The following is a 22,877-nucleotide window of genomic DNA, read 5'->3' as shown; positions in this document are numbered from 1 at the left end:
GACGGGCGGCCGCTGGAGTCCACCGATCGGTGGATGGGGTCCTACACCGCGTCCTCGGCGACCGCGGCCGCCGGGGTGCGCCGCAGGCTGGTGTAGACCGAGCCGACCTGGGCGGCCACCCGCTTCCACGAGTACGCCTGCCGGGCCCGGTCCAGGGCGGCCGTGGCGTACGTGAACCGCCGCACCTTGTCGTTGATCAGCCGCCGGAGCGCGCTGCCGAGCGCCCGTGGATCGCGGGCCGGGACCAGATCACCGGTCAGGCCGTCGACCACGGTCTCGGTCAGGACACCCTCGGCGGCGCCGATGATCGGCACCCCGCAGGCCATCGCCTCCAGCGCCGACTGCTCGCCCCACGGCGACGCGATCAGCACGTCCGCCGACCGGTACCAGCTCGGCAGGTCCCGGTGCGCCACCCCGCCGACCAGGCGGATCCGGTCGGCGACCTTGAACTGCTCGGCCAGCGACCGCAGCATCCGGGCGCCCGGGTCCTCGGACAGTTCGGCGGCGGGCGGCCCACCGACCACCACCACCTCGGCGTTCGGCACGAACCGCATGGCCTGCACCACGTCACCGAAGCCCTTGCGCTCGACCAGCCGGCCGACCGACAGGATGCGTGGCCGTTCCGGATCACGGGGTACGGCCGGGCCGTCCGGGGTGAACCGCTCGCTGTCGACACCGGACGGCACCACCGTCAGGTTCGCCCGCGGCACCCCGATCCGGACCAGATCCTGGAACTCGTCCTGGGTCTGCGCCACCACCCGGTCGACGGCCCGGCCGAGCGCCCGCTCGTACTCGGCACGGCTCGGGCCCTGACCGATGCTCTCGCTGTCGTTGTCGCCCAGCTCGTGGAACGACTGCACCACCGGCACACCGACCCGCTTGGCGGCGGTCACCGCGGCCAGCCCGCTGGTCCAGTAGTGGGCGTGCGCCACGTCCGGCATCCACCCGGCACGCCAGCGCTCGCCGAGCAGCCGGGCGAACTCGCCCATGTACGGCAGCAGCAGGTCGGACGGGATCGGCCGGGCCGGGCCGGCGGCGATGTGGATCACCTGCACGCCGCTGGGCGTGACCACCACCTCGGCGACGTCGGGGTCCTCGCGGCGGGTGTAGACATGAACGTCGTGTCCGAGCGCGGCCAGCGCGTCCGACAGGTCGGCGACCTGGACGTTCCGGCCGCCGGCGCCGAGCGGACTGGCGTGCTCGGAGATCATCGCAATGCGCACGGATTCTCCTCCGACGAGCCTGGGGGTGGGGTACGCGCCGACCAATGCCCGACAGCCCGATCCGTAAACATGGGTGCCTGGTTACCGGCCGTGTGAGCAGGGTAAACCGTCGGCCATGGCAACCGTGGCGAGAACCGTGCAAGCTCCGCCCGACCGGGTCTTCGCCGTCCTGGCCGACGGCTGGACCTACAGCGACTGGGTGGTCGGCACCGTGCACATCCGCGACGTCGACGAGGCCTGGCCGGCCGTCGGCTCGCGGCTGCGGCACAAGGCCGGCCCGTGGCCGCTGTCGCTGCACGACTCGTCGGAGGTGATCGCCTGCGAGCCGGGCCGGGAGCTGCGCCTGAAGGCCGGCCTGTGGCCGCTGGGCGCAGCCGAGGTGCTGATCCGCCTGCACCCGGTGAGCGAGGGCGCCGCCACCCGGGTGGTGATCGAGGAGGACTTCAGCGAGGGCCCGCTGCGGTGGGCCCGCAACAAGCTCAACGACCTGATCCTGCACCGCCGCAACGTGGAGAGCCTGCGCCGGCTGGCCGACGTCGCCGAACGCGACCGCCCTCAGCGATAGACCGCCCGGTGCGCGCCGTCCACGGCCGCCCGGTAGAGCGCCCCGGTCAGACCACGGTCGCGGGCCAGGGCGGCCCGCGCCGCGTTGGCCCCCGGCACGCCGTGCACACCCGGTCCCGGATGGGCCGACGCGCTGCCCAGGTAGAGGCGGTCCACCGGGGTGTCGGCCCGGCCCAGGCCGGGGATCGGACGAAGGAACAATTGCTGGTACGCCGCCGACGTGCCGGCCCCGAGAGCACCACCGACCAGGGACGGGTTCTCCCGTTCCATGTCGGCCGGGGCGTACACGTGCCGGGCCTCGACCAGCGACCGGAAACCGGGCGCCTGCTCCTCGACCACCGCCTCCATCCGCTCCACGTGCTCGGCGATCTCCCCCGGCGACCAGGATCGGCGGTGCGGCAGATGGGTGTACGCCCATGCCGACTCGGTGCCCGCCGGTGACCGGCTCGGATCAGCCGTGGTCATCTGCCCGAACAGCAGGAACGGGTGCTCGGGCACCCGGTCGGCGGCCAGCTCGGCGGCGAACCGGTCGAGCCCGGCCAGGTCGGCGCCCAGATGCACCGTGCCCGAACCGGCCACCTCCGGGTTCGTCCACGGGATCGGCGCGCGGACCGCCCAGTCCACCTTCACCGTCGCCCCGTCCCATCGGAAGTGCGCCAGGTCCTCGGCCATCCGGGCCGGCAGCCAGCGGTCGCCGACCAGATCCAGGAAGAGCGACGGGGCCGGCACGTCGGCGATCACCGCCCGGCGGGCCCGCCAGTCCCGGCCGTCCACGGTCCGCACCCCCATCGCCCGGCCCCGCGCCACCAGCACCCGGGACACCGGGGCGCCGTAGACGATCTCGCCGGGGAACCGCCGCACCAGGGCGGCGGTGATCTCCCCGGCGCCGCCGGCCGGCGTGGGCCAGCCCATCTGCTGCCCGAGCATCGCCAGCAGCCAGCCGAAGACGCCGCCACCGGCCTCGTCCGGCGACAGGTCGGTGTGCAGGGCGCAGCCGGCCAGCAGCAGCCGGGCGCCCTCCCCGTCGAACAGCTCCCGGCCCAGCTGGGACACCGGCAGCAGCAGGCGGCGGGCCATCCGCAGGGCCTCCCCGGCGCCCAGGCTCCCGAGCAGGCCGAGACCGGCGCGGACCGGCGGGAACGGGGCGAACAGGGCGGCCAGCAGACGGTCCGAGACGGCGTCCCACTCGGCGGACAGATCCCGCCAGCGCCGGCCGTCACCGGGCGCGAACCGCTCCACCGAGGCGGCCGTCCGCAGCACGTCCCGGCTCACCGTGGCGGCGCGGCCGTCCGGGAGCAGGTGGGTGAACACGTCCGGGGCGTGCGACCAGCGCAGACCGAGGTCCAGCGAACGCAGCACCGGGGAGGCGTACCCCAGGGGGTGGAAGGCGCTGAAGAGATCGGACCGGTAGCCGGGCGCGGTGATCTCCCCGGACCGGACCGCCCCGCCGGGCTGCCCGGTCGCCTCGATCACCCGGACGCTCCATCCGGCGTCGGCGAGCAGGTTGGCAGCGACCAGGCCGTTGTGACCGGCTCCGATCACGATCGCGTCGACGGTCTCCATCCGGCGAGTTTAGAGGCCCCACCGCCGGGCACCCCACTGATGAACGAACGACAAGGTCATGGAGGGGAGATACTCGTGAGCACGGTCACCGAATTCGTCGACGTCAACGTCCCGGTTCGCACCGCGTACAACCAGTGGACTCAGTTCGAGGAGTTCCCCCGGTTCATGGAGGGTGTCAGCGAGATCCGCCAGCTCGACGAGACCCACACGCACTGGAAGACCGAGATCGCCGGAGTCAAGCGCGAGTTCGACGCCGAGATCACCGAGCAGCTGCCCGACGAGCGCGTCGCCTGGCACGCCACCGGCGGTGAGAAGCAGGCCGGTGTGGTCACCTTCCACCGGCTCGACGACGATCACACCCGTGTCACCGTCCAGATGGACTTCGACCCGCAGGGCTTCGTCGAGACCGCCGGGGACAAGCTCGGTGTGATCGACCGCCGGGTCAAGGGCGATCTGCACCGGTTCAAGGAGTTCATCGAGAGCCGCGGCGGCATCGAGACCGGCTCCTGGCGCGGTCAGGTGGACCGGCCCGGCGCATGATCATCCGCGTGGTGAACGGCCGCCTCCGGGCGGCCGTTTCGCTTGCCCCGGCGCGGGTACGCCACCACCCATGACCGACAACGACAGCACCTGGCGTGACGAGGAGCGGCTCCCCCTCGACGAGCTGAACAAGGCGATGGCGACCTGGGACACCGACGGCCAGAACGACGCGTCCGACAACGACAGCGGAGAAGAGCCGCGGGTCACCACCGGCGAGCGGCCCAGCACCACCGGGCACACCGGACCCCATTAGATCTCGTACGGGCTACGCAAGGCCCCGTGCCTGCCCCGGCCCGGTGGGCGGCACCCCGGATCGTCCCCGGCCGCCGGGCGGATGCGGCTCTCACCGGCTACCACGGCGTTCGACGACCAGCGCGCCGACCCCACCCTCGGCCCGGACCCGGTAGCGGTCCCGGCTCCAGCGGAACGACGGCTCCCGCAGCACGGCACCCGCGGCGGTGCCGTTGTTCGCGGTCCACGGCGTCTCCACCGAACCGGCGCCGGCATCGAACCGGATCCGGAACGGCGCCCGGTTCCGGGCCGTCAGCACCGCCGTGCCGACCCCTCCGGTGAACACCAGCGGGACCGTGCCCTCCGGCTCCGGCAGCCACACCCGGGTCAGGCCGGCCGACCCCATCGAGACCCGGCGTACCCGCCCGTCCCGCAGGTTGAGCTGCTGCTCCCCGGCGCCGGCGGGCAGGCGGATGTCCCAGCGGACGTCCCGGTTCAGCACGATCCGCACCTCGTCCAGGCCGTCCTCGCCGGTCGCCGTCAACCGCACCGCCACCAGCCCGCCACGGCGGGTCACCACCGGCGCCACCCCCGCGTCCGGGGCGGTACTGATCCGGTAGAGCTGGCCGGGCAGATCCGCGAACCGGATCCGGACCCGGCTCGCGGCGTCACCCAGCGTGAGCCATGCGCCGGTACGGTCCAGTAACGGCCCGGCCGCCACCCGGTCCACCGCAACGGCCGTGACCGGCGGATCCGGCATCACGAACCGGGGTGGACGGTCCGGTTCGGCGGTCCCACCGAGCACCGCCAGACCTCCGGCGGCGATCATGGTGAGACCGGCGACCACGACGATGGATCTGCTGACGCGCAAGTCGGTGGGCACCATCGGACAACTGAGAATCGGCCGAACGGGTGACGGCGATCCGGCCATATCGCGCCAGACTGTCCGAGTGCGATCTGTCGGTTTCCTCTCTGAGCGTCAGCGCCAATTCGCCTGGGTGGGCTTTCTGCTCGCCGCGTTCCAGGCTCCCCTGGCGGCAAAACTGGTCGAAGACGCGTCCTGGTTCTTCGCCGTGGTGGTAGCCATGCTGGTGGCCACCGTGATCATCGCGGACGACGTCCAACGGCGCCGCCCCGAACCGGTCGACTACCGGGAGTAATCCTCACCACCGGCATCCGGCCGGGCCCCGTGGCCCGGCCGGCCGTGTGTCCGGCGGCTCTCCTTCAGCTCGGCCTCGTACAGATGCCGGCGCCCGCCCGCCAACTCCTCCCGCGCCGACCGCTCCACGTCACGGAACTCGGTGTAGTAGCCGTCATCGAACTCCTCGACGATCTGGAACGTCCAGCGCCCCGGGATGACGTTGCGGCCGATCAGCTCCCGCTGGATCCGCTCCGCCGTCGCGGTGTGCCCCGCCCGCATGAACAGCGACACCGCCTCGTCCAAGGCGAAGTCCGCGGTGCCGACCAGCTGGTGGGCGCTGTAGAGGTGGCCGCGCACCCGCTCCACCGTCTCCAGCGCCTCGCTGAGCTTGCCCAGCGCCTCGACCGTGAGATCGTCCAGGCCCGGCGGCCGCCGATGCGCCCGGTCCGGTCCACCATCCGCCTGCCGCCCGGTAGCCGTCATCGTCTCCCCCTTCGTCTCCCCCTATCGCCCGCCCGAGCCGATTTCCCGCTCACGGCGAGTTCAACCGGGCTGCAACGCGCGGAGAACCGACAGTCACCCCGGGCTGCCTAACGTTTCTCCACATGAACGGCCTCTTCAGCAACGCCGCCGCCCGCGCCGCCCAGCGCTCCGCCCACGCCTCGCTCGCCGACCTGACCGCCGCCGTCGGCGTCACCGGTCTCGCCGTCGCCCAGGAGAACCCCGGGTTCCTGTCGGTCATCGACCAGCACGCCGCCGGTGTGCGGGACAGCCTCAACGCCGACACCCGGCCGCTGAGCGCGATCCTGCTGGCCGCGTACGCCGAAGGGGTGCGCGACGCCGCCCTCCAGCACGGGTGGACCGCGCCGGAGGGGCCGATCGACTGGTCCGAGAACGACTGGGTGCTGCGCCGCCTGCTCGCCGTCTGCCTGCTCGCGCAGACGCTGCCGACGGCGCGCTGACCCCCCGACGGGCCGGGTGACTCGGCCTCCCCGCACCGACATACCCGGACCGTCAGGGCCGGCACCGGACATCTCCGGTGCCGGCCCTCCGTCATTCCGGCCGGCGCGGCCGTTCCACCGTCTTCTCGCCGTCGTCCGTCGTGCCGCTGTCCGTGGTGCCGCCGACCGTCGCAGCGTCGGCCGGCGCACCGACGGCCCTGTCGCCGCCGGCCCTCTCGCCGCCGGCCCTCTCGCCATCGGCCCTCTCCCCGTCGGCCAGGATCGCTGTGGTGTCCTGGCCGGCCCCGTGGTTTTCCGCCCAGCCGGTGATGATGGTGGTCGGCTCGTCGTCCCGGATGAACGTCGTCGGTTCCTCGTCGTGGAGGAACACCGTCCTCTCCTCGCCGGTGACGGCGGTCGGCTCATCGTCCGGGGGCACGGCGGACGGCGGGCGCACGCCGGGCTTGAAGACCACGGTCCCGGGTCGCGTCACGGTCGTCGCCGCACCGCCCGCCGGTCCGTCTCCCGTCGCTCCGCCGGCCGTCCCACCGGCCGGCGGGTTGATCACCTGGGTCCGGTCGCCGTCCAGTTCCCGGGCTCGCCGCTCCTCCTCGGCCCATCGGGCCTCCCAGTCCTCGGGCACCGACGGCTCGGCGGCGGCGGAATCCCGGTGCTCCTCTGCGCGCGGGTTCGATCCAGCGCCCGGACCGGCGGCGGAATCCCGGTGCTCCTCTCGGCGCGCGTTCGATCCAGCGCCTGGATCGGCGACGACGGCGGCGGGGGCGTCACCGCCGTCCCGGCCGGAACCACCGAATGGGCTTGCCGCAACCGGCGAACCGGGCGCGGCTTGCGGGGCGGGGCCGGATGCGGCCGGCAGATCAGGCGCCGCCGGCGGATCCGCCGATGGGGTCGCCGGAGATTCGCCCGCCTGGGTGACCTCCGGTGCCGGATCGGATCGGCGGGCCCGCTCCTCCGTGTAGGCGCGGGCCTGCTCCCGCATCACCGCGGACTCCGCCGCCGCCCGGTCCAGCCATCCCTCCCACCGGTGCTGCATGGGCCGGATCAGGCCACCGCCCACGCCCACGATGATCACCCCGGCGACGGTGGCGAGGACCGCGACGAGGAGTGGGCGGGTGACCGAGGTGGCGATGCCGGCCTGGTCGAGTCCGGCGATGACGCCGAGGGTGACGATGACCGTGGCGGCGGCGCGGGCCAGGACCCGGGCATACCCCAGAGCGCCGAGCACGGCCAGGATCAGGTCGTGGGCGGCTCCGGCGAGCGCTGCCGCGGCGACCACCACAACGATCGCGACGAAGACCCGTGGCAGCCAGGCGATCAGGGCGTTGAGCAGGTCGCCGGCCGGGTTGGGCGGCCACACTCCGAAGGCGAGCTGAAGGGTGAACAGCAGCACCACGAGGTAGGCGAGGCGGGCGCAGACGTCGGTGGCGCCGGGCACTCCGGGCCGGGCGAGGCGGCCGGCCGGGCCACGCTGGACGGCCCGGTCGAAGCCGATCCGGCGCAGGGTCCGGGCGGTGATGGCGCGGGCCAGGCGGGCGAGCAGCCAGCCGGCGATCAGGATGACCAGGAACGCCACGGCCGACGGCAGGAGCAGCACCACCGACCGCCACATGTCGCTCAGGCCACGACTGAGCCCGTCACCGGCCATCCGCCCTCCCGAATCCGCAGAGTGACCCGAGGATTACCGTATGCCTCCGACAGTCGACACCGGACGCACGGTTGTCAGGAACAGGCGCGGCGCACGGTTCGCGGGGGCGGCACGGCGCGCCGGGGCCGGGGTTCCGGAGGAGCAACCGCTTGCCGGTACGGGCCACTCCCGGCCGTCGCCGTCCACCATCGCCCGGGCGGACTCGCTCCACGCCATGGGCGCCTCGCACCGGTGCTCGCCGGCCGGGCCGGCCTGGGGTTCCGGGGTGTAACGGGTCACACCGCACGGCGGTTCGATCACGGCGCGACCACAACGGTCACCCCAGGATCACTTACGCATCGCGCCGTCACGTACGGTTGCAAAGCACCCGAAACATCCTCACGTCGAGACGCGGCACGATAGCGGAGAATGGTCAGGAACCGGACGGTCGGCCGGTGGGGCATCGTACAAACGGACCACACGGGATAGGCTTTCCGCATGGTCGGCACGGCGGGGTACGGCTCGGGAGGATATGGCTCGGGAGGGTACGGCTCAGGAGCGTATGGCTCAGGGGGCCTCCACCCGTCCCCGCTCACGCTGCCCGTCCAGACCTCCGGCACACCGCACACCGGCATCGGCTGCGCCGCCCTGGTGCACGCCTTCGACTGGTCGTCCACCTCGCTGGGCCCGATCACCGGCTGGGATCCGGCGGTCCGCGCCGCGGTCGAGCTGGTGCTCGCCTCCCCAGTGCCGATGCTGCTCACCATCGGTGACGACTTCCTGGTCCTCTACAACGACGCCTATGCCGAGGTGCTCGACGCGCTGCACCCGTCGGCGCTGGGCCGGCCGGCCGCGCGGGCGTTCGGCGCCGCGTGGGAGCAGCCCGGCCTGGGTGACGTGATCCAGCAGGTGCACCACGGCGGCCGGGCGATCCTGGAGCCGGAGAGCCAGGTGCAGTTCGCGCCGGGACACACCGAGCCGGCCTTCTACACCCGCGGGCACTCGGTGATCCGCACCTCGCGGGGCGCAGTGGCCGGGGTGCTGACGGTGGCCGCCGAGACCACCCACGTGATCCACCGGCTGCAGAGCCTCGGCGAGCTGACCGCACGGCTGGCCGGGGCGCTCACCATCGACGATGTGACGCGCGTCGTCCTGACGTACGCGATGGCGTCCTTTGATCTTGATCATTGTGTCCTCGCCGTCGACGACGGCCTGGCCTACCGCTGCGTCCGGCGGATCCGTGGCGAGATGCTCGACGAGGCGGACGAGCGGCTGCCCCCGGTGTGGCGCCGGATCAGCGCCGATCCGGCGGCGCCCGCGGTGGCGGCGGCCGAGACCGGGCGGGCGACGTTCGTCTCCGACGGCGAGCCGCTGCGGGAGGTGGCCACCGACCGGCACGAGTCCCGGATCCGGGCGCTGGCCGCCCTGCCGCTGCGCACCGCCTCGGTGCGGGGCGCGCTGTCGGTCGGCTTCCGGCGGGCGCATGTCTGGCTGCCCGCCGAGCGGGCCCTGCTGAAGGCGGCGGCCGAACTGGTGGCGCAGGCGGCCGAGCGGGCCCGGCAGTTCGAGGCCCAGCACGGGACGGCACAGCTGCTGCAGCGCAGCATGCTGCCCGAGCACCTGCCCGAGCTGGACACGTTCCGGATCGCCGCGCGTTATGACGTCGGGGTCGACGGCAACGCGGCCGGCGGCGACTTCTACGACGCGTTCCATCTGACCGACGGCCGGCTGGCGATGGTGCTCGGCGACGTGGCCGGGCACGACGTGCGGGCCGCCGCGGTGATGGGGCAGGTCCGGGCCGCACTGCGGGCGATGGCGCTGACCGATCCGGCGCCGCCGAGCGTGCTGGCCGGGCTGGACCGGCTGGTCGGCTCGCTGGGCGCCGAGTCGCGCAACGAGGAGATCTTCGTGACCGTCGTCTACGGGGTGCTCGACCCGTCGGACGGCACGGTCACCCTGGCCAGCGCCGGCCACCCGCCGCCGGTGCTGCGCCGGGCCGGACAGGGTGGCGCGCCGGCCACCGCCGAGCTGATCAAGGTGCCGCCCGGCGCCCCGCTGGGCCTGGGCGGGCGCTGGCAGACCGGCACCCTGCGGCTGGAGCGCGGCGACACCATACTGATGTTCAGCGACGGGGTGGTGGAGCGGCGCGGCCGGGCCCTCAACGACGGGCTGGACGCGCTGGTCGCCGCGGCGGCCGCGTCTCCGAGCGGCGATCCGCGCAACATGTGCTCGCTGGCCACCGCCGCGGTCGAGGGCACCACCGACGACGACGTGGCGGTGCTGGCGGTGGAGCACGCGCTGGCCATGAGCCGGTCGGCGACGATGCAGGTGGCAGCCGAGCCGACCGGTCCGAGCCGGGTGCGGCAGTGGATGACCACCCGGCTGCGCGAGTGGGGTGTGCCGGAGCCGGTGATCGGCTCGGCGATCCTGTGCACCAGCGAGCTGACCACCAACGCGCTGCTGCACGCCGGCACCCCGGCCCAGGTGCACATCGACCTGAACGCGGAGCGCCTGCTGGTGTCGGTCGCCGACACCGGCACCCGGGGCAGCGTGATCCGGGCGCGGGCCGACACGCTGGCCAGCCGGGGCCGCGGCCTGGGCCTGATCGAGGAGCTCAGCGACTCGTGGGGCACCGACCCGACGGTGCGTGGATCAACCGTGTGGTTCGAGATGCTCTTGGCGGGTAAAGCGCGGGCATGATTCTGGCGGGGGTCACGGTCTCCGATGCGTTGTTCGCTCTCTTCGGTGCCGGCGCCCTGCTCGCCGGCATCCTGCCGAGGGTGCTGGAGCGTCGGCCACTGTCGATGCCGATGACGTTCCTCGGGCTGGGGATGCTGCTCTTCGGGTTGCCTCTGGGGCTGCCCGAGGCTGATCCACTGGCCCATCCGATGCTGACCGAGCATCTCACCGAGATCTGTGTGATCGTCGCGCTGATGGGCGCCGGCCTGAAGATCGACCGTCCGTTCAGCCGGCGGCGCTGGGCGTCGACCGGCCGGCTGCTGATGGTGGCGATGCCGGTGACCATCGCGGCGACCGCGCTGCTCGGCTGGTGGTGGGCCGGCCTGGTGCCGGCGACGGCGCTGCTGCTGGGCGCGGCGATGGCACCGACGGATCCGGTGCTGGCTTCGGATGTGCAGGTGGGTGAGCCGACCGACGAGGAGGACTCCGAGGACGAGGTACGGTTCGCCCTCACCTCCGAGGCGGGGCTGAACGACGGGCTGGCGTTCCCGTTCGTCTATGCGGCGATCGCGATCGCGGCGCACGGGCTGAACCCGGCCGGCTGGCTGGCCGACTGGGTGCTGACGGACGTGCTCTACAAGATCACCGCCGGGGTGGTCGGCGGTCTGCTGATCGGGAAGGTGCTGGGCAAGCTGTTCTTCCGGGCCCGGCGCGACTCGCTGCGGCTGGCTCGGCACTCCGAGGGGTTCCAGGCCCTGGCCGCGACCTTCCTGGCGTACGGGCTGGTCGAGGTGATCGGCGGCTACGGCTTCCTCGCGGTGTTCGTGGCGGCGCGGGCGATCCGGGCGGCCGAGCGCTCGCACGAATACCACCAGGTCCTGCACGACTTCGCCGAACAGGTGGAGCGGCTGCTGACCGTCCTGTTGCTGCTGCTGCTCGGCGGCGCCGTGGTCGGTGGGCTACTGACACCGCTCACCTGGCAGGCCGCGCTGGCCGGGCTGGCACTGATCCTGGTGGTCCGTCCACTGGCGGCGTTCACCGCGCTCCGGGGCGCCCCCGGCCATCGATCGGAACACTGGGTGATCGCCGCGTTCGGCATCCGTGGCGTCGGCACCTTTTATTACTTAGCGTACGCAGTTACACACGCTGATTTCCCGCAGACCGAACTCCTGTGGGCGACCGCGGCATTCGTCGTCGTCGTGTCCGTTGTGCTGCACGGAGTAGCGGCCACTCCGGTGATGCGTAACCTGGATCACTCGCTTGCTCACAAAGAGTAAGTTAATACTGCTCTAAACCGGACAATGAACCGGCTGGTGGTGACGAAGCGTTATCAGTGCCGTAGAGTACGAAGGTAACTGGGGATGTCCACCATGGAGCGGCTCATGCGGATCAGAGGCTATGCACCCTTGACACCTTGCTGGGTGGAACTGGCGAGTGCGGACCCCGCACGCGCGGCACAGTTCTACGCAGAGTTGTTCGGCTGGGAGTCGGCGGGTGATCGGTTCAAGCTCGGGGGGCGTGCCGTCGCCGGCCTCACCCGCAGCCAGTTCGACCGGCCCGACGGCTGGCTCACCCACTTGAGCACCCCCGACATGGAGGAGACGCTCGAGCAGGTCGCCCTCTCCGGCGGTCACTGCCTCAGCCACCCGGCCGAGGCACACGGCGGGCGGCGCGCCATCGTCGCCGACCCGAACGGCGCCATCATCGGCCTCTGGCAGGGCCACGACTTCGCCGGTGCGCAAGCCGGCAACGAGCCCGGCACCATGTCCTGGCCGGAACTGCTCACCGACGACCCGGACGGGGCGGCCCGCTTCTACGGTTCCGCGTTCGGCTGGCTGCTGCAGCACAACCTCGGCACCGGTGAATGGCTCAACCACGCACACGACGCGGTGGCCGGCCTCGCCCCCGGATACCGGGGTGCCTGGTGGCGTGCCGCGTTCCAGGTCGAGGACATCCAGGCCACCGCCGACCACTGCGAGCGGATGGGCGGCGCGGTCATCGTCGAACCGTCCGAGGCGGGCCTGACCGCTTTCGCCGAACTGCGCGACCCGTTCGGCGCCCGCTTCACGGTCGCCGCACCGGTCCACCACCCGGTCGAACTGACCGTCTCCCTGGGCACCCTGCCCGCCTGGGACTGACCCACCCGTTCCAGGTCCACACGTGGAAGAGGCCGACCCTTCGGGGCCGGCCTCTCCGCGTTTCCGCGCCTCCCACCCCACTGCCAGAGCCTCTCCCGGCGCCCGATTCCGCTCGGTGCCCGGTCTCCACCCGGCTCCCGGTCTCCGCTCGGCGCCCGGCTTCCACCGGGCGCCCGGTTTCCGCCCGGTTCAGCCCGCTGCCTAAGTTCCGTCCGATTTCGCTCAGCGCCCGCGTTCCGTCCGATTTCGCCCGGCGCTCGTGTTCCATTCGATTTCGCCCGGCGCTCGTGTTCCGTCCGATTCCGCCCGGCGAACGTTCTATCCAGCAACCCTCCCGGGGTCGCTTCCTGCCGCGCTCGCGTCGACGTCAGACGCCTCGGCCGGTCTTCTCCTGCAGTTCGTCGATCTTGCGGGAGGCGTCCGCCTTGGTCAGCCCGTCCGGAACCTCCTCATCCGCCTCAGTGGCCAGCGTGTGCAGATAGGACTCCTGCGCCCCGGTCGCCGGCTGATCTCCGGTCACCCAGTCGGCCGGGTCCTTGATCGCGTTGCCGCTGCCCGCATCGTCGGCGGCGCCCTTCTCATCAGGGGCACTACTCACCCCAGGGGTGCCTTTTCGGCTTGCGGCGCCCTTGCGGTCGGCGGCATCCCTCCCGTCAGTGGCGACGTTCTGATCAGCAGTGTCCGTCTTGTCAGTCATGTCGTGGTCCTTTCCGTGACGGTTCCGAACACCTGCCGGGGTCCCGAACAACCGTCGGCGATACCCGCCACGACGCCTCCCACACTTCCCCGGACTCCGCGCTCGCACGATCACCCACAAGCGGGACCGATCACCAGGTTGACGACTGGCCAGCAGCGCCCGGCTCACCGGCAGGCTCCACCCGAACCGCACGACGTTCCGAACCTCACAACTCCCAAACCGCATGACGATCCGAACCCCATGAGGCCCCGAACCTCACAGCATCCGGACCACACGCCCGAACCACACCGCACCCGAACACACCGCACCGCACCGCACCGCACCCGAGTCTGAACCACACCGCGTCAACCTGGATTGACTTCAGGCAGTCGTCAATGTAGGTTGACAGCAATAGCGGGTCGTCATCACCGGAGGACTGAGATGTTCGAGCGATTCACCACGGCCGCCCGTGAAACCGTTGTCGGTGCCCGGCAGCAGGCCCGCGCGCTGGGCCACCACCAGGTCGGCACCGAGCACACCCTGCTGGCACTGGTCACCGGCGAGAACGCGGCGATCCGCGCGGCTCTGCACGGCGCGGCCGGTGCGATCGGCGAGGAGTACGTGCGGGCGGCGATCATTCGGCACACCGGCACGTCGGAGCCCTCACCCCGGACCGGTTTCCTCGCCCACTGGCTGCCATCGATCGGAGGGCCGGCGTTCTCGGAGCGGAACCGGAAGGCCCTCGAGTTGTCGCTACGGGAGGCGGTACGGCTCAAGCACCGGCACATCGGACCGGAGCACCTGCTGCTGGGCATCCTGCGCGAGGGCAGCGGCCGGGCCATGCTGATCCTGGCCGAGGGCGGGGTCGACTTCGCCGAGGCCCGCGAACGCCTGACCCGGACACTGGAATCCCCGGCCGCCTGACCGATTCCGGCCATCCCTCCCCTGTCGGCTCCAAGGCGGTGAGGGGCCGCATTCGCCCGGCGGTCGCGGATCGGTCCGGTGGGAGCGTCCACCTCGCGGGGTAGCCACGGGACCTTACCCACCCGTACCGGATGATGCTTCTTGTTCGCGATTTGTTGATTTTCCGCAGTCAATTCTTCGCAAGGGCGAATGGCCAGCCGAAGCCTTGGAGGATTTACCACCGGAAAGAGTCTTGTTCTCGGCTGCCTGATCACTTGCGGTCAATCTCTCGCGCGGGCAACCCGTCCAGCCGAGATCTTGATATATTTATCACCGTTTCCGGTGGAAAATCCGCCAAGATCGGCCAGAGCGGGGCCGGAAAGCGGACACCGCGCGGGGAATTGACCGCGGACGGGCCAGCAGCCCAGAGGAATACCCGAAACGGGTGATCATCCTTCAAGATTGAGCCGGAAACGAACGCTCACATGGGAAAGGAGAAAGCTTGGATGGGATTCTCAGGGACGTAGTCGCATCGTCGGGTCGGACGTGCGGACGAATCCGAGGGACGTGTAGAGCGGCTCGCCGTGCGGTGAGGCGCGTAGATCGGCGGCCCGGACGTCCCGGTCGCGGAACCACTGGAGCAGCGCCGTCATGCAGGAGCGGGAGTAGCCGCGACGACGCATGTCCGGTTCGGTACAGACGTTGAAGATGTAGCCGACCCGGCCGTCGGCGTTGTGCGGGTTGCCCAGGCGTTCCTCGATCACGCCGACCGCGCAGGAGGCGAGGCCGCTGCCGTCGGGACGTTCGGCGACGAAAGCGGCGAGGTCGGCGTGATCGGGTTCGGCGGTGGACAGGCGGCGGGCCAGGGATCTGCCGGCGGGTTCGCGCCAGTCTTCGTTCCAGTCCCGGGGGCTGAGTGTGCTCAGCATGATCCCGCGCAGGCGGACCAGTTCGGCGGCGTCGCCCGGGAGTGCTCGGCGGATCGTCACGTCACACCCTAACCTTCTTGCAGATTTGAAGGAGTACGGTTCGGGTCATGGCCGAACCGTTGACCCCGACCCAGCTGGCGCACTGGCGCACCTTCATCGAGAGTTCGTGGGCGCTGCACACCCGCCTCGAGGACGAACTGCGGGCCGCCACCGGCCTGAGCATGAACGACTACCACGTGCTGGTCGCTCTGGCCGACGCGCCCGGCCGCCGGATCCGGATGGGCGAGCTGGCCACCCGGCTGTGGCTGTCGCCGAGCCGGATCACCTACCAGGTCACCTCGATGATCAAACGTGGACTGGTCCGTAAGGAGAACTGCTCGGACGACGGGCGTGGCCAGGAGGCGGTGCTCACCGATCTCGGCGTGCGGACGCTGCGCGAGGCCGCCCCGGCCCATCTGGCGACCGTGCGCGAGAGCTTCATCGACCATCTGGACGACGAGGAGCTGGCCGTGATCGGCCGGGTGTTCGCCAAGGTCAGAGGCAAGTGACGGGTCACCTCGCACGCAGGTAGGTGAGGACGGCCAGGACCCGGCGGTTGGTGTCGTCGGTCGGTGGCAGGCCCAGCTTGACGAGGATGTTGCCGACGTGTTTGCCGACGGCCGGCTCGCCGATGAACAGGGCCGCCGCGATCGCCGAGTTGGAACGGCCCTCGGCGATCAGGGCGAGCACCTCCCGTTCCCGGCCGGAGAGCCCGGCGAGGGGATCGAGAGGCCGGGTGATCAGGCGGCGCACCACGTCCGGGTCGACGACGGTGCCGCCGGCGATCACCGTGCGCAGCGCCGCCACGAACTCGGTGATGTCGGCGACCCGGTCCTTGAGCAGGTAACCGACCGAGTCGCCGGTGCCGATCAGGTCGGCGGCGTACTCCTGCTGCACATACTGGCTGAGCACCACGATGGGCAGCCCGGGATGGTCGGCACGGAGGCGTACCGCCGCCCGGAGCCCTTCGTCCTGGAAGGACGGTGGCATCTTGATGTCGGTGATCACCAGGTCGGGGCTGTGCTCCTTGACCGCGGTCATCAGCTCGGCCGCGTCACCGACCGCGGCGACTACCTCGAACCCGAACCGCACCAGCACCCCGACCAGCCCCTCCCGGAGCAGGACGCCGTCCTCGGCGAGCACCACCCGGGTCACAGCTCGACCCGCAGCAGGGTGGGACCACCGACCGGGCTGGCCAGCAGTAGCTTTCCGCCGGCCGCCGCGACCCGGTCGGCCAGGCCGGTGAGACCGCTGCCACGCGCCGGGTCGGCACCGCCGCGCCCGTCGTCCTGAACCTCCAGCACTATCCCGTCACCGGAACGGGTCAACCGGATCTGCGCGGACGTGGCGTGCGCGTGTTTGGCCACATTGGTGAGAGCTTCCGCGGCGACGAAGTAGGCGGTCGTCTCGACCCGCTCGGGCAACCGGTCGAGGATCTCGGCGGCCTCCACCGCCACCGGCACCGGCGAGGCGGCCGCCAGCTCCCACAGCGCGGCCGGCAGCCCCAGATCGCCGAGGGTCTGCGGGCGGATGCCGTGCACCAGGTCACGCATCACCACCATCAGCTCCTTGGCCTGCTCGTGCGCCTGCCCGAGCGGCACGGCGGCCGGCGAGTCCTCGGGCACGTCCAGCCGGGCCATGCCCAGGTGCAGGGTGAGGCTGGTGAGCCGGTGCTGGGCGCCGTCGTGCAGGTCGCGCTCGATCCGGCGGCGCTCGGCGTCGAACGCGTCGGCCAGCCGGGCCCGGGACCGCCCCACCTCGCCGAGCTGGTCGCGCAACGCGTCACCGTTGCCGCCGAGCATTCTGCGGGCCAGGGTGCCGTGCACGGCCGCCACACCACCGAGCAGGTACAGCCCCACCGGGGCGAGGGCGATGCCCAGCAGCATGAACGGCACCGAGCCGATGCCACCGTCGATCGTCACGTCGCCCAGGTTCCACTCGGTGAGCCAGGGGCTGAACAGCAGGGTCACCTCGGCGGCGAGCAGAGCTCCCCCGATCACCATCAGCGGCGGGGTGAGCAGGGAGAGGACGACGCCGTAGAGGACGGCACGCCAGGTGGACTCCGCGTTCAGGACGGCGAGCAGGTGCGCGCCGACCGGATGCCGGGGCGCGGCGAGGGGGCGCTTGTCGATCATCCGAAGGCATCGGCGGGACATCGCGGCCAGGGGCAGGGCGACCACCGGCCCGAAGCCGGCGACCCCCAGCGCGCCGAGGGCCATCAGGAGGAGCACCGGCAGGGTGATCGGGTTTCCGTCGAGCAGCCGGTTGCCGGCCACCAGCCAGGGCAGCAGCATCAGCCAGAACACGAAGGCCAGCGGTGCGGCGAACAGCAGGACTGTCGACAGGTGGCCGGCCGCCCGCCAGGGCCAGGCCGAGCGCAGGTAACGGCGGTCCAGTAGGGCCGGGGCGAGGTGGTCGGCGTCAATCACCAGGTCAAGGTAGCCAGCGGGCGGTACGCCGGGACAGCCGTCCAGCGCTACCTTCCGGGGTATACCTAGCCATACCCCGGCGCCCTGCCTACCAGGTCCCGGAGCGGCGGTCCCGCCACGGACGGCCGTCCGGATCGTAGATCAGCCGGTACGCCGGAAGCGCCCACAACCGCTGGTGCCACGGCAGTGGCGACGTCTCGTGCGGGATGAGCCGTCCCGGCGGCCGCGGTCCCACCCGTCCACCGTCGCGCCAGTCCCGCAGCCGGTCCGCGGCGGCGGTCATCGCCTCGACCGCCGTACCCGGGTCGATCAGGTCCGCGTCGTCGCCCTCGTCCCGGTCCAGGTGCTCGCGCATCAGGGCCAGGCGCAGCTCACGCGGATACCGCCGTGCGCCGTCGCCGAGCCCGGCCGGGTCGAGCGGCGCACGCTCGTCCCGCTCCTCGTCGAGAACCGCGCAGGACAGCTCACTGTCGTGCGTCCACGATCGACGGTTGAAGTTGTCGCTGCCGACACTGCTCCACACGTCGTCGATCACACACACCTTGGCGTGCACGTAGATCGGTGTGCCCTCGTGGTTCTCCAGGTCGAAGACGTGCACCCGGTCCGCGGCGGCCCGCCGGCACAGCTCGATCGCCTGTTCCCGGCCGACCTGGTTGGGTGGCAGCGCGAACCCGCCGTCCACGTCCGGGTGCCGGGGCACGACGGCGACCAGGTGCAGGTCCGGGTTGTCGCGCATGGCGTCGGCGAACAGCTGCGCGACCTCCTTCGACCACAGGTACTGGTCCTCCAGGTAGACGATCCGCCTAGCCCGCCGGATCGCCTTGGTGTAGCCACGGGCGACACTGCGCTCACCGAGCTTCGCGAAGCCGTACGGCGGGCGCATCGCCGGATAGGTCCGCAGCACCTGCACCGTCTGCGTTCCACACTCGGGCGGGTCCGGCGGCTGCTCCGGCAACGGATCCGGGCTCAGATCCTCACCCTTCAACCGGTCGGTCACCGTGGCGATCGGGCCGTCCTGATCGAGCGGGACCCGGTCCGTCCACCGCTCCCGGAAGGTCTGGTCCAAGGTCCCCACAACCGGACCCCGCAACGCCAGCTGTACGTCGTGCCAGGGCGGATTCTTCCCGTACGCCGCAGCCATCGCCACCGCCTGCGGATCGCCTCGATGATCACGGGAATCCCGGCGGCTGTGACACAGGTCGATGCCGCCGGCGAACGCGACGTCGAGTTCCGGACGGCCCGGGTGCCGCAGCACGACGAGCTTCTGATGGTGTGAGCCACCCCGGCGGACCCGCTGGTCGAGCAGCACCTCGCCGCCGGCCGCCTCGATCTCGTCGCTGAGGTTCCGGTTCTCCTCCTGGCTGTACGCCAGCTTGTCCAGATGGGACCGCCACAGCAGCCCCTTGACGACCACACCCCGGGCGGCCGCGGCGGCGAACAGCTCGGCGACGGTCGGGCCGTCGTCGCGGACCCGCTCGTCCGGGTCGCCACGCCAGTCGGTGAAGAAGAGGTGATCACCCGGTTCGAGCGCCTCGATTTCGGTCACCAGCCGATCGAAGTAACTTTGCCCGTGAATCAGCGGCTCGACCGTGTTTCCGGTGTTCCATATGGGTATGGAGGTGTCCGGGTTGCCACGTTCATCTGCGGTCAAGAGCCATTCCTGCGGCGGCACAGCAACCCCTTCGAGGTCGACGACGCCCTCACCGTAAGCCCACCGTCCACTGCCCGCATCCGCAGTGGCGGCCCCCGACCCCCGCGGAGGAACACCCATGAGCAGTGAGCCGCTGACCACCGCCACGACGACCGACTCCGCTGAGAAGGGCCTGCTCATCGCGGTCCTGCTGCTCGTGCTCATGGGTGCCGGAGCAATGCTCCTGATGGCCTCCTAAAGGACCCACTCGTCGTCGCGGATGATCTCGGTCACGCCCTTGGGGCCGGTCCCGGTCACCGTGATGCCCTCGCCGCCGATCACCACGTCGGTGTGCACGTTCGACGCGTTCAAACCCATCGCCTCCCGCTCAGCCGGGCTCTTGGCCAGCCCGTCCGGCACCGCGAACGGGAAACCCGAGCCCCAGGCCACGTGACAGCCGGCGTTCTCGTCGAAGAGCGTGTTGTGGAAGACGATGCCCGCCCGGGCGATCCGGCTGTCCCGGTCCACCAGGGAGACCTCACCCAGGTAGCGCGCACCCGGGTCGGTCTCCAGCTGGGCCCGCACCGCCTCGGCGCCGGAGTCCGCGGTCACCTCGACGATCCGGCCGCCGGTCAGCACCAGCCGCAGCCCGAGGACCAGCTGCCCGTTCAGCACCAGCGGCTTCGTCACCCGCACGGTGCCCTCGGCGGTCATCCGGTCGGGGCTGGTGAACACCTCCTCGGTCGGGATGTTCGGCATGTACGGGACTCCCGCCGCGTCGACCAGCCCACCACCGGTCCAACGGCAGCCGGGGATCAGGCCGACGGTCAGATCGGTGCCTGATCCCTCGTACCGGATGGAGGTCAGTTCCAGCGCGTCCAGCGCCGCGCCGCGCTCGGCCAGCGTCGCCGCCCGCTCCCGCCAGGCGGCCGCCGGATCCTCGGCGTCCAGCCGCATCGCGGTGGCCACCGCCTCCCACAGCCGTTCGGTGTCCGGCTCGCCGAAGACCTGGGTGGCCCAGCCCGGATTGGGCGCGCCCACCGCGGTCCACCGCAACCTGCCCATCAGTGCTTCCCGCATGGCCCGCGCCTCGTCGGTGGGGAATGCCGCGGCCTTCGCCGGGTCGGCCCCGTCGAGCACGTGCGGATCCGGGTCACCGAGCAGGGTGATCGAGGCGATGCCCTGCTCAGACCACTCCCGGATGCGCTGCAGCGCCCAGCCGCGGCTCGCGGTCAGCGACTCCAGGCTGGAGTGGTCGACGGCGGAACGGCGCATCGGCCCGTCCGACCAGAGCGGCTCCACCCAGGCGGCGCCGGCGGCGTAGGCCGCCTCGACGACCGCGCGGGCGATCTCCAGATGCGCGGTGTCGGTACGCAGAATGACTCCCTGTCCGGGCTGGACGTTCACACCAGCCCGGACCACGACGTCAGCGAATCGCTGGATTCGGTCCATACCGCCCAGCCTAGGCCCGCCCTCAGTCGGTGTGCGGCACGCGTCCCGCCGGGATGACCCCGAGCCGGCCCTTCTGGAAGTCCTCGAACGCCTGCTTCAGCTCCGCCCGGGTGTTCATCACGAACGGCCCGTAGTGCGCGACCGGCTCCCGGATCGGCCGGCCACCCATGATGAACAGGTCCAGCTCGGTCTTCGCCTCCACCCGGACCGCGTCGCCCGGCCCGTACGTCGCGAGCTGGCCCAACTGGATCGGCCGCAGATCGGTGCCCACCCAGCCCTCGCCGCTCAGCGCGTACACCAGCGCGTTGTAGTCCGGCTGCCAGGGCAGGTCGAGCCGGGATCCGGGCTGCATGGTGACGTGGGCCAGGTTGATCGGGGTGAAGGTGGAACCCGGTCCGCTGTGCCCGGCGATCTCCCCGGCGATCACCCGGATCAGCGCGCCACCGTCCGGTGTGGTCAGCAGCGCCGCCTTGGAGCCGCGGATGTCCTGGTACTTCGGGTCGATCATCTTCGAGGCCCGCGGCAGGTTCACCCAGAGCTGCAGCCCGTGGAACAGCCCACCGCTGGTCACCAGGTGCTCCGGCGGCGCCTCGATGTGCAGGATGCCGGAGCCGGCCGTCATCCACTGGGTGTCGCTGTTGGCGATCGAGCCGCCGCTGCCCAGCGAGTCCTGGTGGTCCATGATCCCGTCGATCATGTAGGTGACCGTCTCGAACCCCCGGTGCGGGTGCCACGGGGTGCCCTTCGGCTCGCCCGGCGCGTAGTCGACCTCACCCATCTGGTCCAGGTGGATGAACGGGTCCAGCTCGGTCATCGGAACGCCCGCGAAGGCCCGCCGGACCGGGAACCCCTCACCCTCGAACCCCTGGGGCGCGGTGGTCAGCCGCCGGACCGGCCGGAACGCGGTGGCCACCGGGTCCAGCTGCGGCAGCCGGGGAAGAACTAGAACGTCGTCGACGGTGATCGCGGGCATCTCAAGACCTCCTGGTTCCGATGCCCGAAGACTACTCCTTCAAATCTGAAATACAAGTGACGGCCCTCTCCTACCCGCCGGGCGTGATCGGATCCAGGGTCCAGGAGGACGGGGCCCAGATCGGGGCCGCCGGATCGCCGCCCAGGGCCAGACCCACCCGCCAGGCGGTCATCGGCGGCCGGCCCAGCGCCCACCAGCGGTCCGCCAGAGCGATGCCGACCGCGGTGTACCGCTCCGCCGACTCCCCCGACGCCAGGATCGCCCCGTCGGCGAGCACCACCGAACCGGCCTCGCCGGTGTCGTCCAGGATCGCCAGATAACTCGACTCACGGCCGGCGATCGAGGCGTGACTGCTGCGTGGATGCCAGGCGCCCGCCGCGTACCACAGATCGCGGTACGCCCGCGCGTCCAGCGACGGCCGCCAGCGGGCCGGCGACGTCTCGGTCAGGCCGTCCAGGGCGACCGCGGCCGGTGGATGACTGCGCGGATGGCGGGCGGTCAGCGGACCGGACGCGCTCATGAACCCGGCCGCGCAGACCACCCGGGCGGACATCAGGCCGGGACGGACGTCGAGGACCGGGTGGGTGCCGGCGTGCTCGACCGGGACGACGATCCGGCCGCCCGGGTCGAGCCGGTCCAGCCAGAGCGGGGAGACACCGGCCACACCCACCGTCACGATGATCCGGTCGTACCGCTCCGGCGGCCCGCCGGTGTATCCGTCGGCCGTCTCCACCCGGACCCCGGGCAGACCCGCCCGGGCCAGCGCCGACCGCGCCCGGCTCGCCACGTCGGGCTGCACGTCCACCGTGGTCACCTGGGCGCCGAGAGTCGCCAGCAGCGCCGCGTTGTAGCCGGTGCCCGCACCGATCTCCAGCACCCGCATCCCCGGCCGGACGGCCAGCCCCTCGATCATCGCGGCCATCAGGGACGGCTGGCTGGAGGAGCTGACCGGCACGTCGCCGTCCATCTTCGTGACCAGGACGTCGTTGCTGTAGACGGTGGCCAGGTAGTCACGGTCGGCGGGCACCACCCGGCGCCCGTCCCGCCGGTGGAAACCGTCCGGCACGAAGATCTCCCGGGGCACCGCGGCGAACGCACCGGCCAGCGTGGCAGAGAACTCGACGCCGTCGGACCGGATCAGGTCGAGGTAGCGCCGGCGGGCATCTTCCATAGCTGACACG

General features: G+C 71.7%; 23 protein-coding genes. 10 read left to right on the top strand and 13 right to left on the bottom strand.

What is annotated here, in order from left to right; all coding sequences use genetic code 11:
• Nucleotides 1–41: 41 nt before the first annotated feature.
• Nucleotides 42–1,223 carry a glycosyltransferase gene (locus ACQ0O7_RS02675; protein WP_430780113.1) on the bottom strand — a complete coding sequence of 394 codons (1,182 nt, stop codon included), beginning with the start codon at nt 1,221–1,223 and terminating at the stop codon, nt 42–44.
• A gap of 115 nt (nt 1,224–1,338) precedes the next feature.
• Between ACQ0O7_RS02675 and ACQ0O7_RS02670 the strand changes: the two genes are divergently transcribed.
• Nucleotides 1,339–1,788, top strand: coding sequence for an SRPBCC family protein (locus ACQ0O7_RS02670; RefSeq protein WP_430780112.1), 450 nt, complete (start codon nt 1,339–1,341; stop codon nt 1,786–1,788).
• On the opposite strand, the gene ACQ0O7_RS02665 is transcribed toward ACQ0O7_RS02670, so the two are convergent.
• Entirely contained in the window at nt 1,779–3,350 is a 1,572-nt protein-coding gene (locus ACQ0O7_RS02665; protein ID WP_430780111.1) for a phytoene desaturase family protein, read from the bottom strand. The two genes, ACQ0O7_RS02670 and ACQ0O7_RS02665, sit on opposite strands and share 10 nt — an antisense overlap.
• A 75-nt stretch (nt 3,351–3,425) precedes the next feature.
• Between ACQ0O7_RS02665 and ACQ0O7_RS02660 the strand changes: the two genes are divergently transcribed.
• Nucleotides 3,426–3,890: an SRPBCC family protein gene (locus ACQ0O7_RS02660; protein ID WP_430780110.1), complete on the top strand. Its 465-nt coding sequence runs from the start codon at nt 3,426–3,428 to the stop codon at nt 3,888–3,890.
• A gap of 70 nt (nt 3,891–3,960) precedes the next feature.
• A complete protein-coding gene (locus ACQ0O7_RS02655) occupies nt 3,961–4,143 on the top strand; it encodes a hypothetical protein (protein WP_430780109.1) in 183 nt (60 codons plus the stop codon).
• A 90-nt stretch (nt 4,144–4,233) separates the two neighbouring features.
• On the opposite strand, the gene ACQ0O7_RS02650 is transcribed toward ACQ0O7_RS02655, so the two are convergent.
• The gene (locus ACQ0O7_RS02650; RefSeq protein ID WP_430780108.1) at nt 4,234–4,992 is read right to left on the bottom strand and encodes a hypothetical protein; all 759 of its coding nucleotides are present in this window, start codon (nt 4,990–4,992) and stop codon (nt 4,234–4,236) included.
• Here ACQ0O7_RS02650 and ACQ0O7_RS02645 point away from each other — a divergent pair.
• Entirely contained in the window at nt 4,973–5,281 is a 309-nt protein-coding gene (locus ACQ0O7_RS02645; protein ID WP_430780107.1) for a hypothetical protein, read from the top strand. The two genes, ACQ0O7_RS02650 and ACQ0O7_RS02645, sit on opposite strands and share 20 nt — an antisense overlap.
• Here the strand turns inward: ACQ0O7_RS02645 and ACQ0O7_RS02640 are convergent.
• Nucleotides 5,269–5,745: a hypothetical protein gene (locus ACQ0O7_RS02640; RefSeq protein ID WP_430780106.1), complete on the bottom strand. Its 477-nt coding sequence runs from the start codon at nt 5,743–5,745 to the stop codon at nt 5,269–5,271. The two genes, ACQ0O7_RS02645 and ACQ0O7_RS02640, sit on opposite strands and share 13 nt — an antisense overlap.
• Nucleotides 5,746–5,867: 122 nt before the next feature.
• Here ACQ0O7_RS02640 and ACQ0O7_RS02635 point away from each other — a divergent pair, with 122 nt between their 5' ends.
• Nucleotides 5,868–6,224 (top strand): DUF6401 family natural product biosynthesis protein, encoded by a 357-nt coding sequence (locus ACQ0O7_RS02635; RefSeq protein ID WP_430780105.1) that lies wholly within the window; start codon nt 5,868–5,870, stop codon nt 6,222–6,224.
• A 91-nt stretch (nt 6,225–6,315) separates the two neighbouring features.
• Here ACQ0O7_RS02635 and ACQ0O7_RS02630 read toward each other — a convergent pair whose 3' ends face one another.
• Nucleotides 6,316–7,869 (bottom strand): mechanosensitive ion channel family protein, encoded by a 1,554-nt coding sequence (locus tag ACQ0O7_RS02630; protein ID WP_430780104.1) that lies wholly within the window; start codon nt 7,867–7,869, stop codon nt 6,316–6,318.
• 477 nt (nt 7,870–8,346) lie between these two features.
• Here ACQ0O7_RS02630 and ACQ0O7_RS02625 point away from each other — a divergent pair, with 477 nt between their 5' ends.
• The 3 genes from ACQ0O7_RS02625 (at nt 8,347) to ACQ0O7_RS02615 (ending at nt 12,665) form a co-directional block, all read left to right on the top strand.
• Nucleotides 8,347–10,548: an ATP-binding SpoIIE family protein phosphatase gene (locus ACQ0O7_RS02625; RefSeq protein ID WP_430780102.1), complete on the top strand. Its 2,202-nt coding sequence runs from the start codon at nt 8,347–8,349 to the stop codon at nt 10,546–10,548.
• Nucleotides 10,545–11,804 (top strand): cation:proton antiporter, encoded by a 1,260-nt coding sequence (locus ACQ0O7_RS02620; protein WP_430780101.1) that lies wholly within the window; start codon nt 10,545–10,547, stop codon nt 11,802–11,804. Before ACQ0O7_RS02625 ends, ACQ0O7_RS02620 begins: the two co-directional genes overlap by 4 nt.
• A gap of 144 nt (nt 11,805–11,948) precedes the next feature.
• Entirely contained in the window at nt 11,949–12,665 is a 717-nt protein-coding gene (locus ACQ0O7_RS02615) for a VOC family protein (protein ID WP_430780100.1), read from the top strand.
• Nucleotides 12,666–13,032: 367 nt separating this feature from the next.
• Here the strand turns inward: ACQ0O7_RS02615 and ACQ0O7_RS02610 are convergent, their stop codons facing one another.
• The gene (locus ACQ0O7_RS02610; protein ID WP_430780099.1) at nt 13,033–13,362 is read right to left on the bottom strand and encodes a DUF3072 domain-containing protein; all 330 of its coding nucleotides are present in this window, start codon (nt 13,360–13,362) and stop codon (nt 13,033–13,035) included.
• Nucleotides 13,363–13,782: 420 nt separating this feature from the next.
• Here ACQ0O7_RS02610 and ACQ0O7_RS02605 point away from each other — a divergent pair, with 420 nt between their 5' ends.
• Nucleotides 13,783–14,265, top strand: a complete 483-nt coding sequence (locus ACQ0O7_RS02605) for a Clp protease N-terminal domain-containing protein (RefSeq protein WP_430780098.1) — start codon at nt 13,783–13,785, stop codon at nt 14,263–14,265.
• Nucleotides 14,266–14,759: 494 nt separating this feature from the next.
• Here the strand turns inward: ACQ0O7_RS02605 and ACQ0O7_RS02600 are convergent, their stop codons facing one another.
• Nucleotides 14,760–15,233, bottom strand: a complete 474-nt coding sequence (locus tag ACQ0O7_RS02600; RefSeq protein WP_430780097.1) for a GNAT family N-acetyltransferase — start codon at nt 15,231–15,233, stop codon at nt 14,760–14,762.
• 47 nt (nt 15,234–15,280) lie between these two features.
• On the opposite strand from ACQ0O7_RS02600, the gene ACQ0O7_RS02595 reads away from it, so the two are divergent.
• Complete coding sequence (locus ACQ0O7_RS02595) at nt 15,281–15,721, top strand: MarR family winged helix-turn-helix transcriptional regulator (RefSeq protein ID WP_430780096.1); 441 nt, start codon at nt 15,281–15,283, stop codon at nt 15,719–15,721.
• Nucleotides 15,722–15,725: 4 nt separating this feature from the next.
• On the opposite strand, the gene ACQ0O7_RS02590 is transcribed toward ACQ0O7_RS02595, so the two are convergent.
• From ACQ0O7_RS02590 to ACQ0O7_RS02565, 6 genes are all read right to left on the bottom strand, one after another.
• Nucleotides 15,726–16,367: a response regulator transcription factor gene (locus tag ACQ0O7_RS02590; RefSeq protein WP_430780095.1), complete on the bottom strand. Its 642-nt coding sequence runs from the start codon at nt 16,365–16,367 to the stop codon at nt 15,726–15,728.
• A complete protein-coding gene (locus ACQ0O7_RS02585) occupies nt 16,364–17,641 on the bottom strand; it encodes a histidine kinase (RefSeq protein ID WP_430780094.1) in 1,278 nt (425 codons plus the stop codon). Before ACQ0O7_RS02585 ends, ACQ0O7_RS02590 begins: the two co-directional genes overlap by 4 nt.
• 88 nt (nt 17,642–17,729) lie before the next feature.
• Nucleotides 17,730–19,313 carry a phospholipase D family protein gene (locus ACQ0O7_RS02580; protein WP_430780093.1) on the bottom strand — a complete coding sequence of 528 codons (1,584 nt, stop codon included), beginning with the start codon at nt 19,311–19,313 and terminating at the stop codon, nt 17,730–17,732.
• 213 nt (nt 19,314–19,526) lie between these two features.
• Nucleotides 19,527–20,723, bottom strand: coding sequence for an aminopeptidase (locus tag ACQ0O7_RS02575; protein WP_430780092.1), 1,197 nt, complete (start codon nt 20,721–20,723; stop codon nt 19,527–19,529).
• 22 nt (nt 20,724–20,745) lie between these two features.
• On the bottom strand, nt 20,746–21,696 hold the full coding sequence (locus ACQ0O7_RS02570; protein WP_430780091.1) for a pirin family protein: 951 nt from the start codon (nt 21,694–21,696) through the stop codon (nt 20,746–20,748).
• 70 nt (nt 21,697–21,766) lie between these two features.
• The gene (locus ACQ0O7_RS02565) at nt 21,767–22,867 is read right to left on the bottom strand and encodes a protein-L-isoaspartate O-methyltransferase family protein (protein WP_430780090.1); all 1,101 of its coding nucleotides are present in this window, start codon (nt 22,865–22,867) and stop codon (nt 21,767–21,769) included.
• Nucleotides 22,868–22,877 lie beyond the last annotated feature (10 nt).

The organism is Actinoplanes sp. G11-F43 (genome assembly GCF_050589265.1).
In the GTDB taxonomy this organism is placed as follows: domain Bacteria; phylum Actinomycetota; class Actinomycetes; order Mycobacteriales; family Micromonosporaceae; genus Actinoplanes.
This window is presented reverse-complemented; position numbering and strand designations above follow the sequence as displayed.

Bases quoted from the DNA above. Each gene is read 5' to 3' on its own strand.
- ACQ0O7_RS02670 (WP_430780112.1), top strand. From the start codon at position 1,339: ATGGCAACCGTGGCGAGAACCGTGCAAGCTCCGCCCGACCGGGTCTTC.
- ACQ0O7_RS02665 (WP_430780111.1), bottom strand. From the start codon at position 3,350: ATGGAGACCGTCGACGCGATCGTGATCGGAGCCGGTCACAACGGCCTG.
- ACQ0O7_RS02655 (WP_430780109.1), top strand. From the start codon at position 3,961: ATGACCGACAACGACAGCACCTGGCGTGACGAGGAGCGGCTCCCCCTC.
- ACQ0O7_RS02645 (WP_430780107.1), top strand. From the start codon at position 4,973: ATGGATCTGCTGACGCGCAAGTCGGTGGGCACCATCGGACAACTGAGA.
- ACQ0O7_RS02640 (WP_430780106.1), bottom strand. From the start codon at position 5,745: ATGACGGCTACCGGGCGGCAGGCGGATGGTGGACCGGACCGGGCGCAT.
- ACQ0O7_RS02635 (WP_430780105.1), top strand. From the start codon at position 5,868: ATGAACGGCCTCTTCAGCAACGCCGCCGCCCGCGCCGCCCAGCGCTCC.
- ACQ0O7_RS02630 (WP_430780104.1), bottom strand. From the start codon at position 7,869: ATGGCCGGTGACGGGCTCAGTCGTGGCCTGAGCGACATGTGGCGGTCG.
- ACQ0O7_RS02625 (WP_430780102.1), top strand. From the start codon at position 8,347: ATGGTCGGCACGGCGGGGTACGGCTCGGGAGGATATGGCTCGGGAGGG.
- ACQ0O7_RS02620 (WP_430780101.1), top strand. From the start codon at position 10,545: ATGATTCTGGCGGGGGTCACGGTCTCCGATGCGTTGTTCGCTCTCTTC.
- ACQ0O7_RS02610 (WP_430780099.1), bottom strand. From the start codon at position 13,362: ATGACTGACAAGACGGACACTGCTGATCAGAACGTCGCCACTGACGGG.
- ACQ0O7_RS02605 (WP_430780098.1), top strand. From the start codon at position 13,783: ATGTTCGAGCGATTCACCACGGCCGCCCGTGAAACCGTTGTCGGTGCC.
- ACQ0O7_RS02595 (WP_430780096.1), top strand. From the start codon at position 15,281: ATGGCCGAACCGTTGACCCCGACCCAGCTGGCGCACTGGCGCACCTTC.
- ACQ0O7_RS02575 (WP_430780092.1), bottom strand. From the start codon at position 20,723: ATGGACCGAATCCAGCGATTCGCTGACGTCGTGGTCCGGGCTGGTGTG.
- ACQ0O7_RS02570 (WP_430780091.1), bottom strand. From the start codon at position 21,696: ATGCCCGCGATCACCGTCGACGACGTTCTAGTTCTTCCCCGGCTGCCG.
- ACQ0O7_RS02565 (WP_430780090.1), bottom strand. From the start codon at position 22,867: ATGGAAGATGCCCGCCGGCGCTACCTCGACCTGATCCGGTCCGACGGC.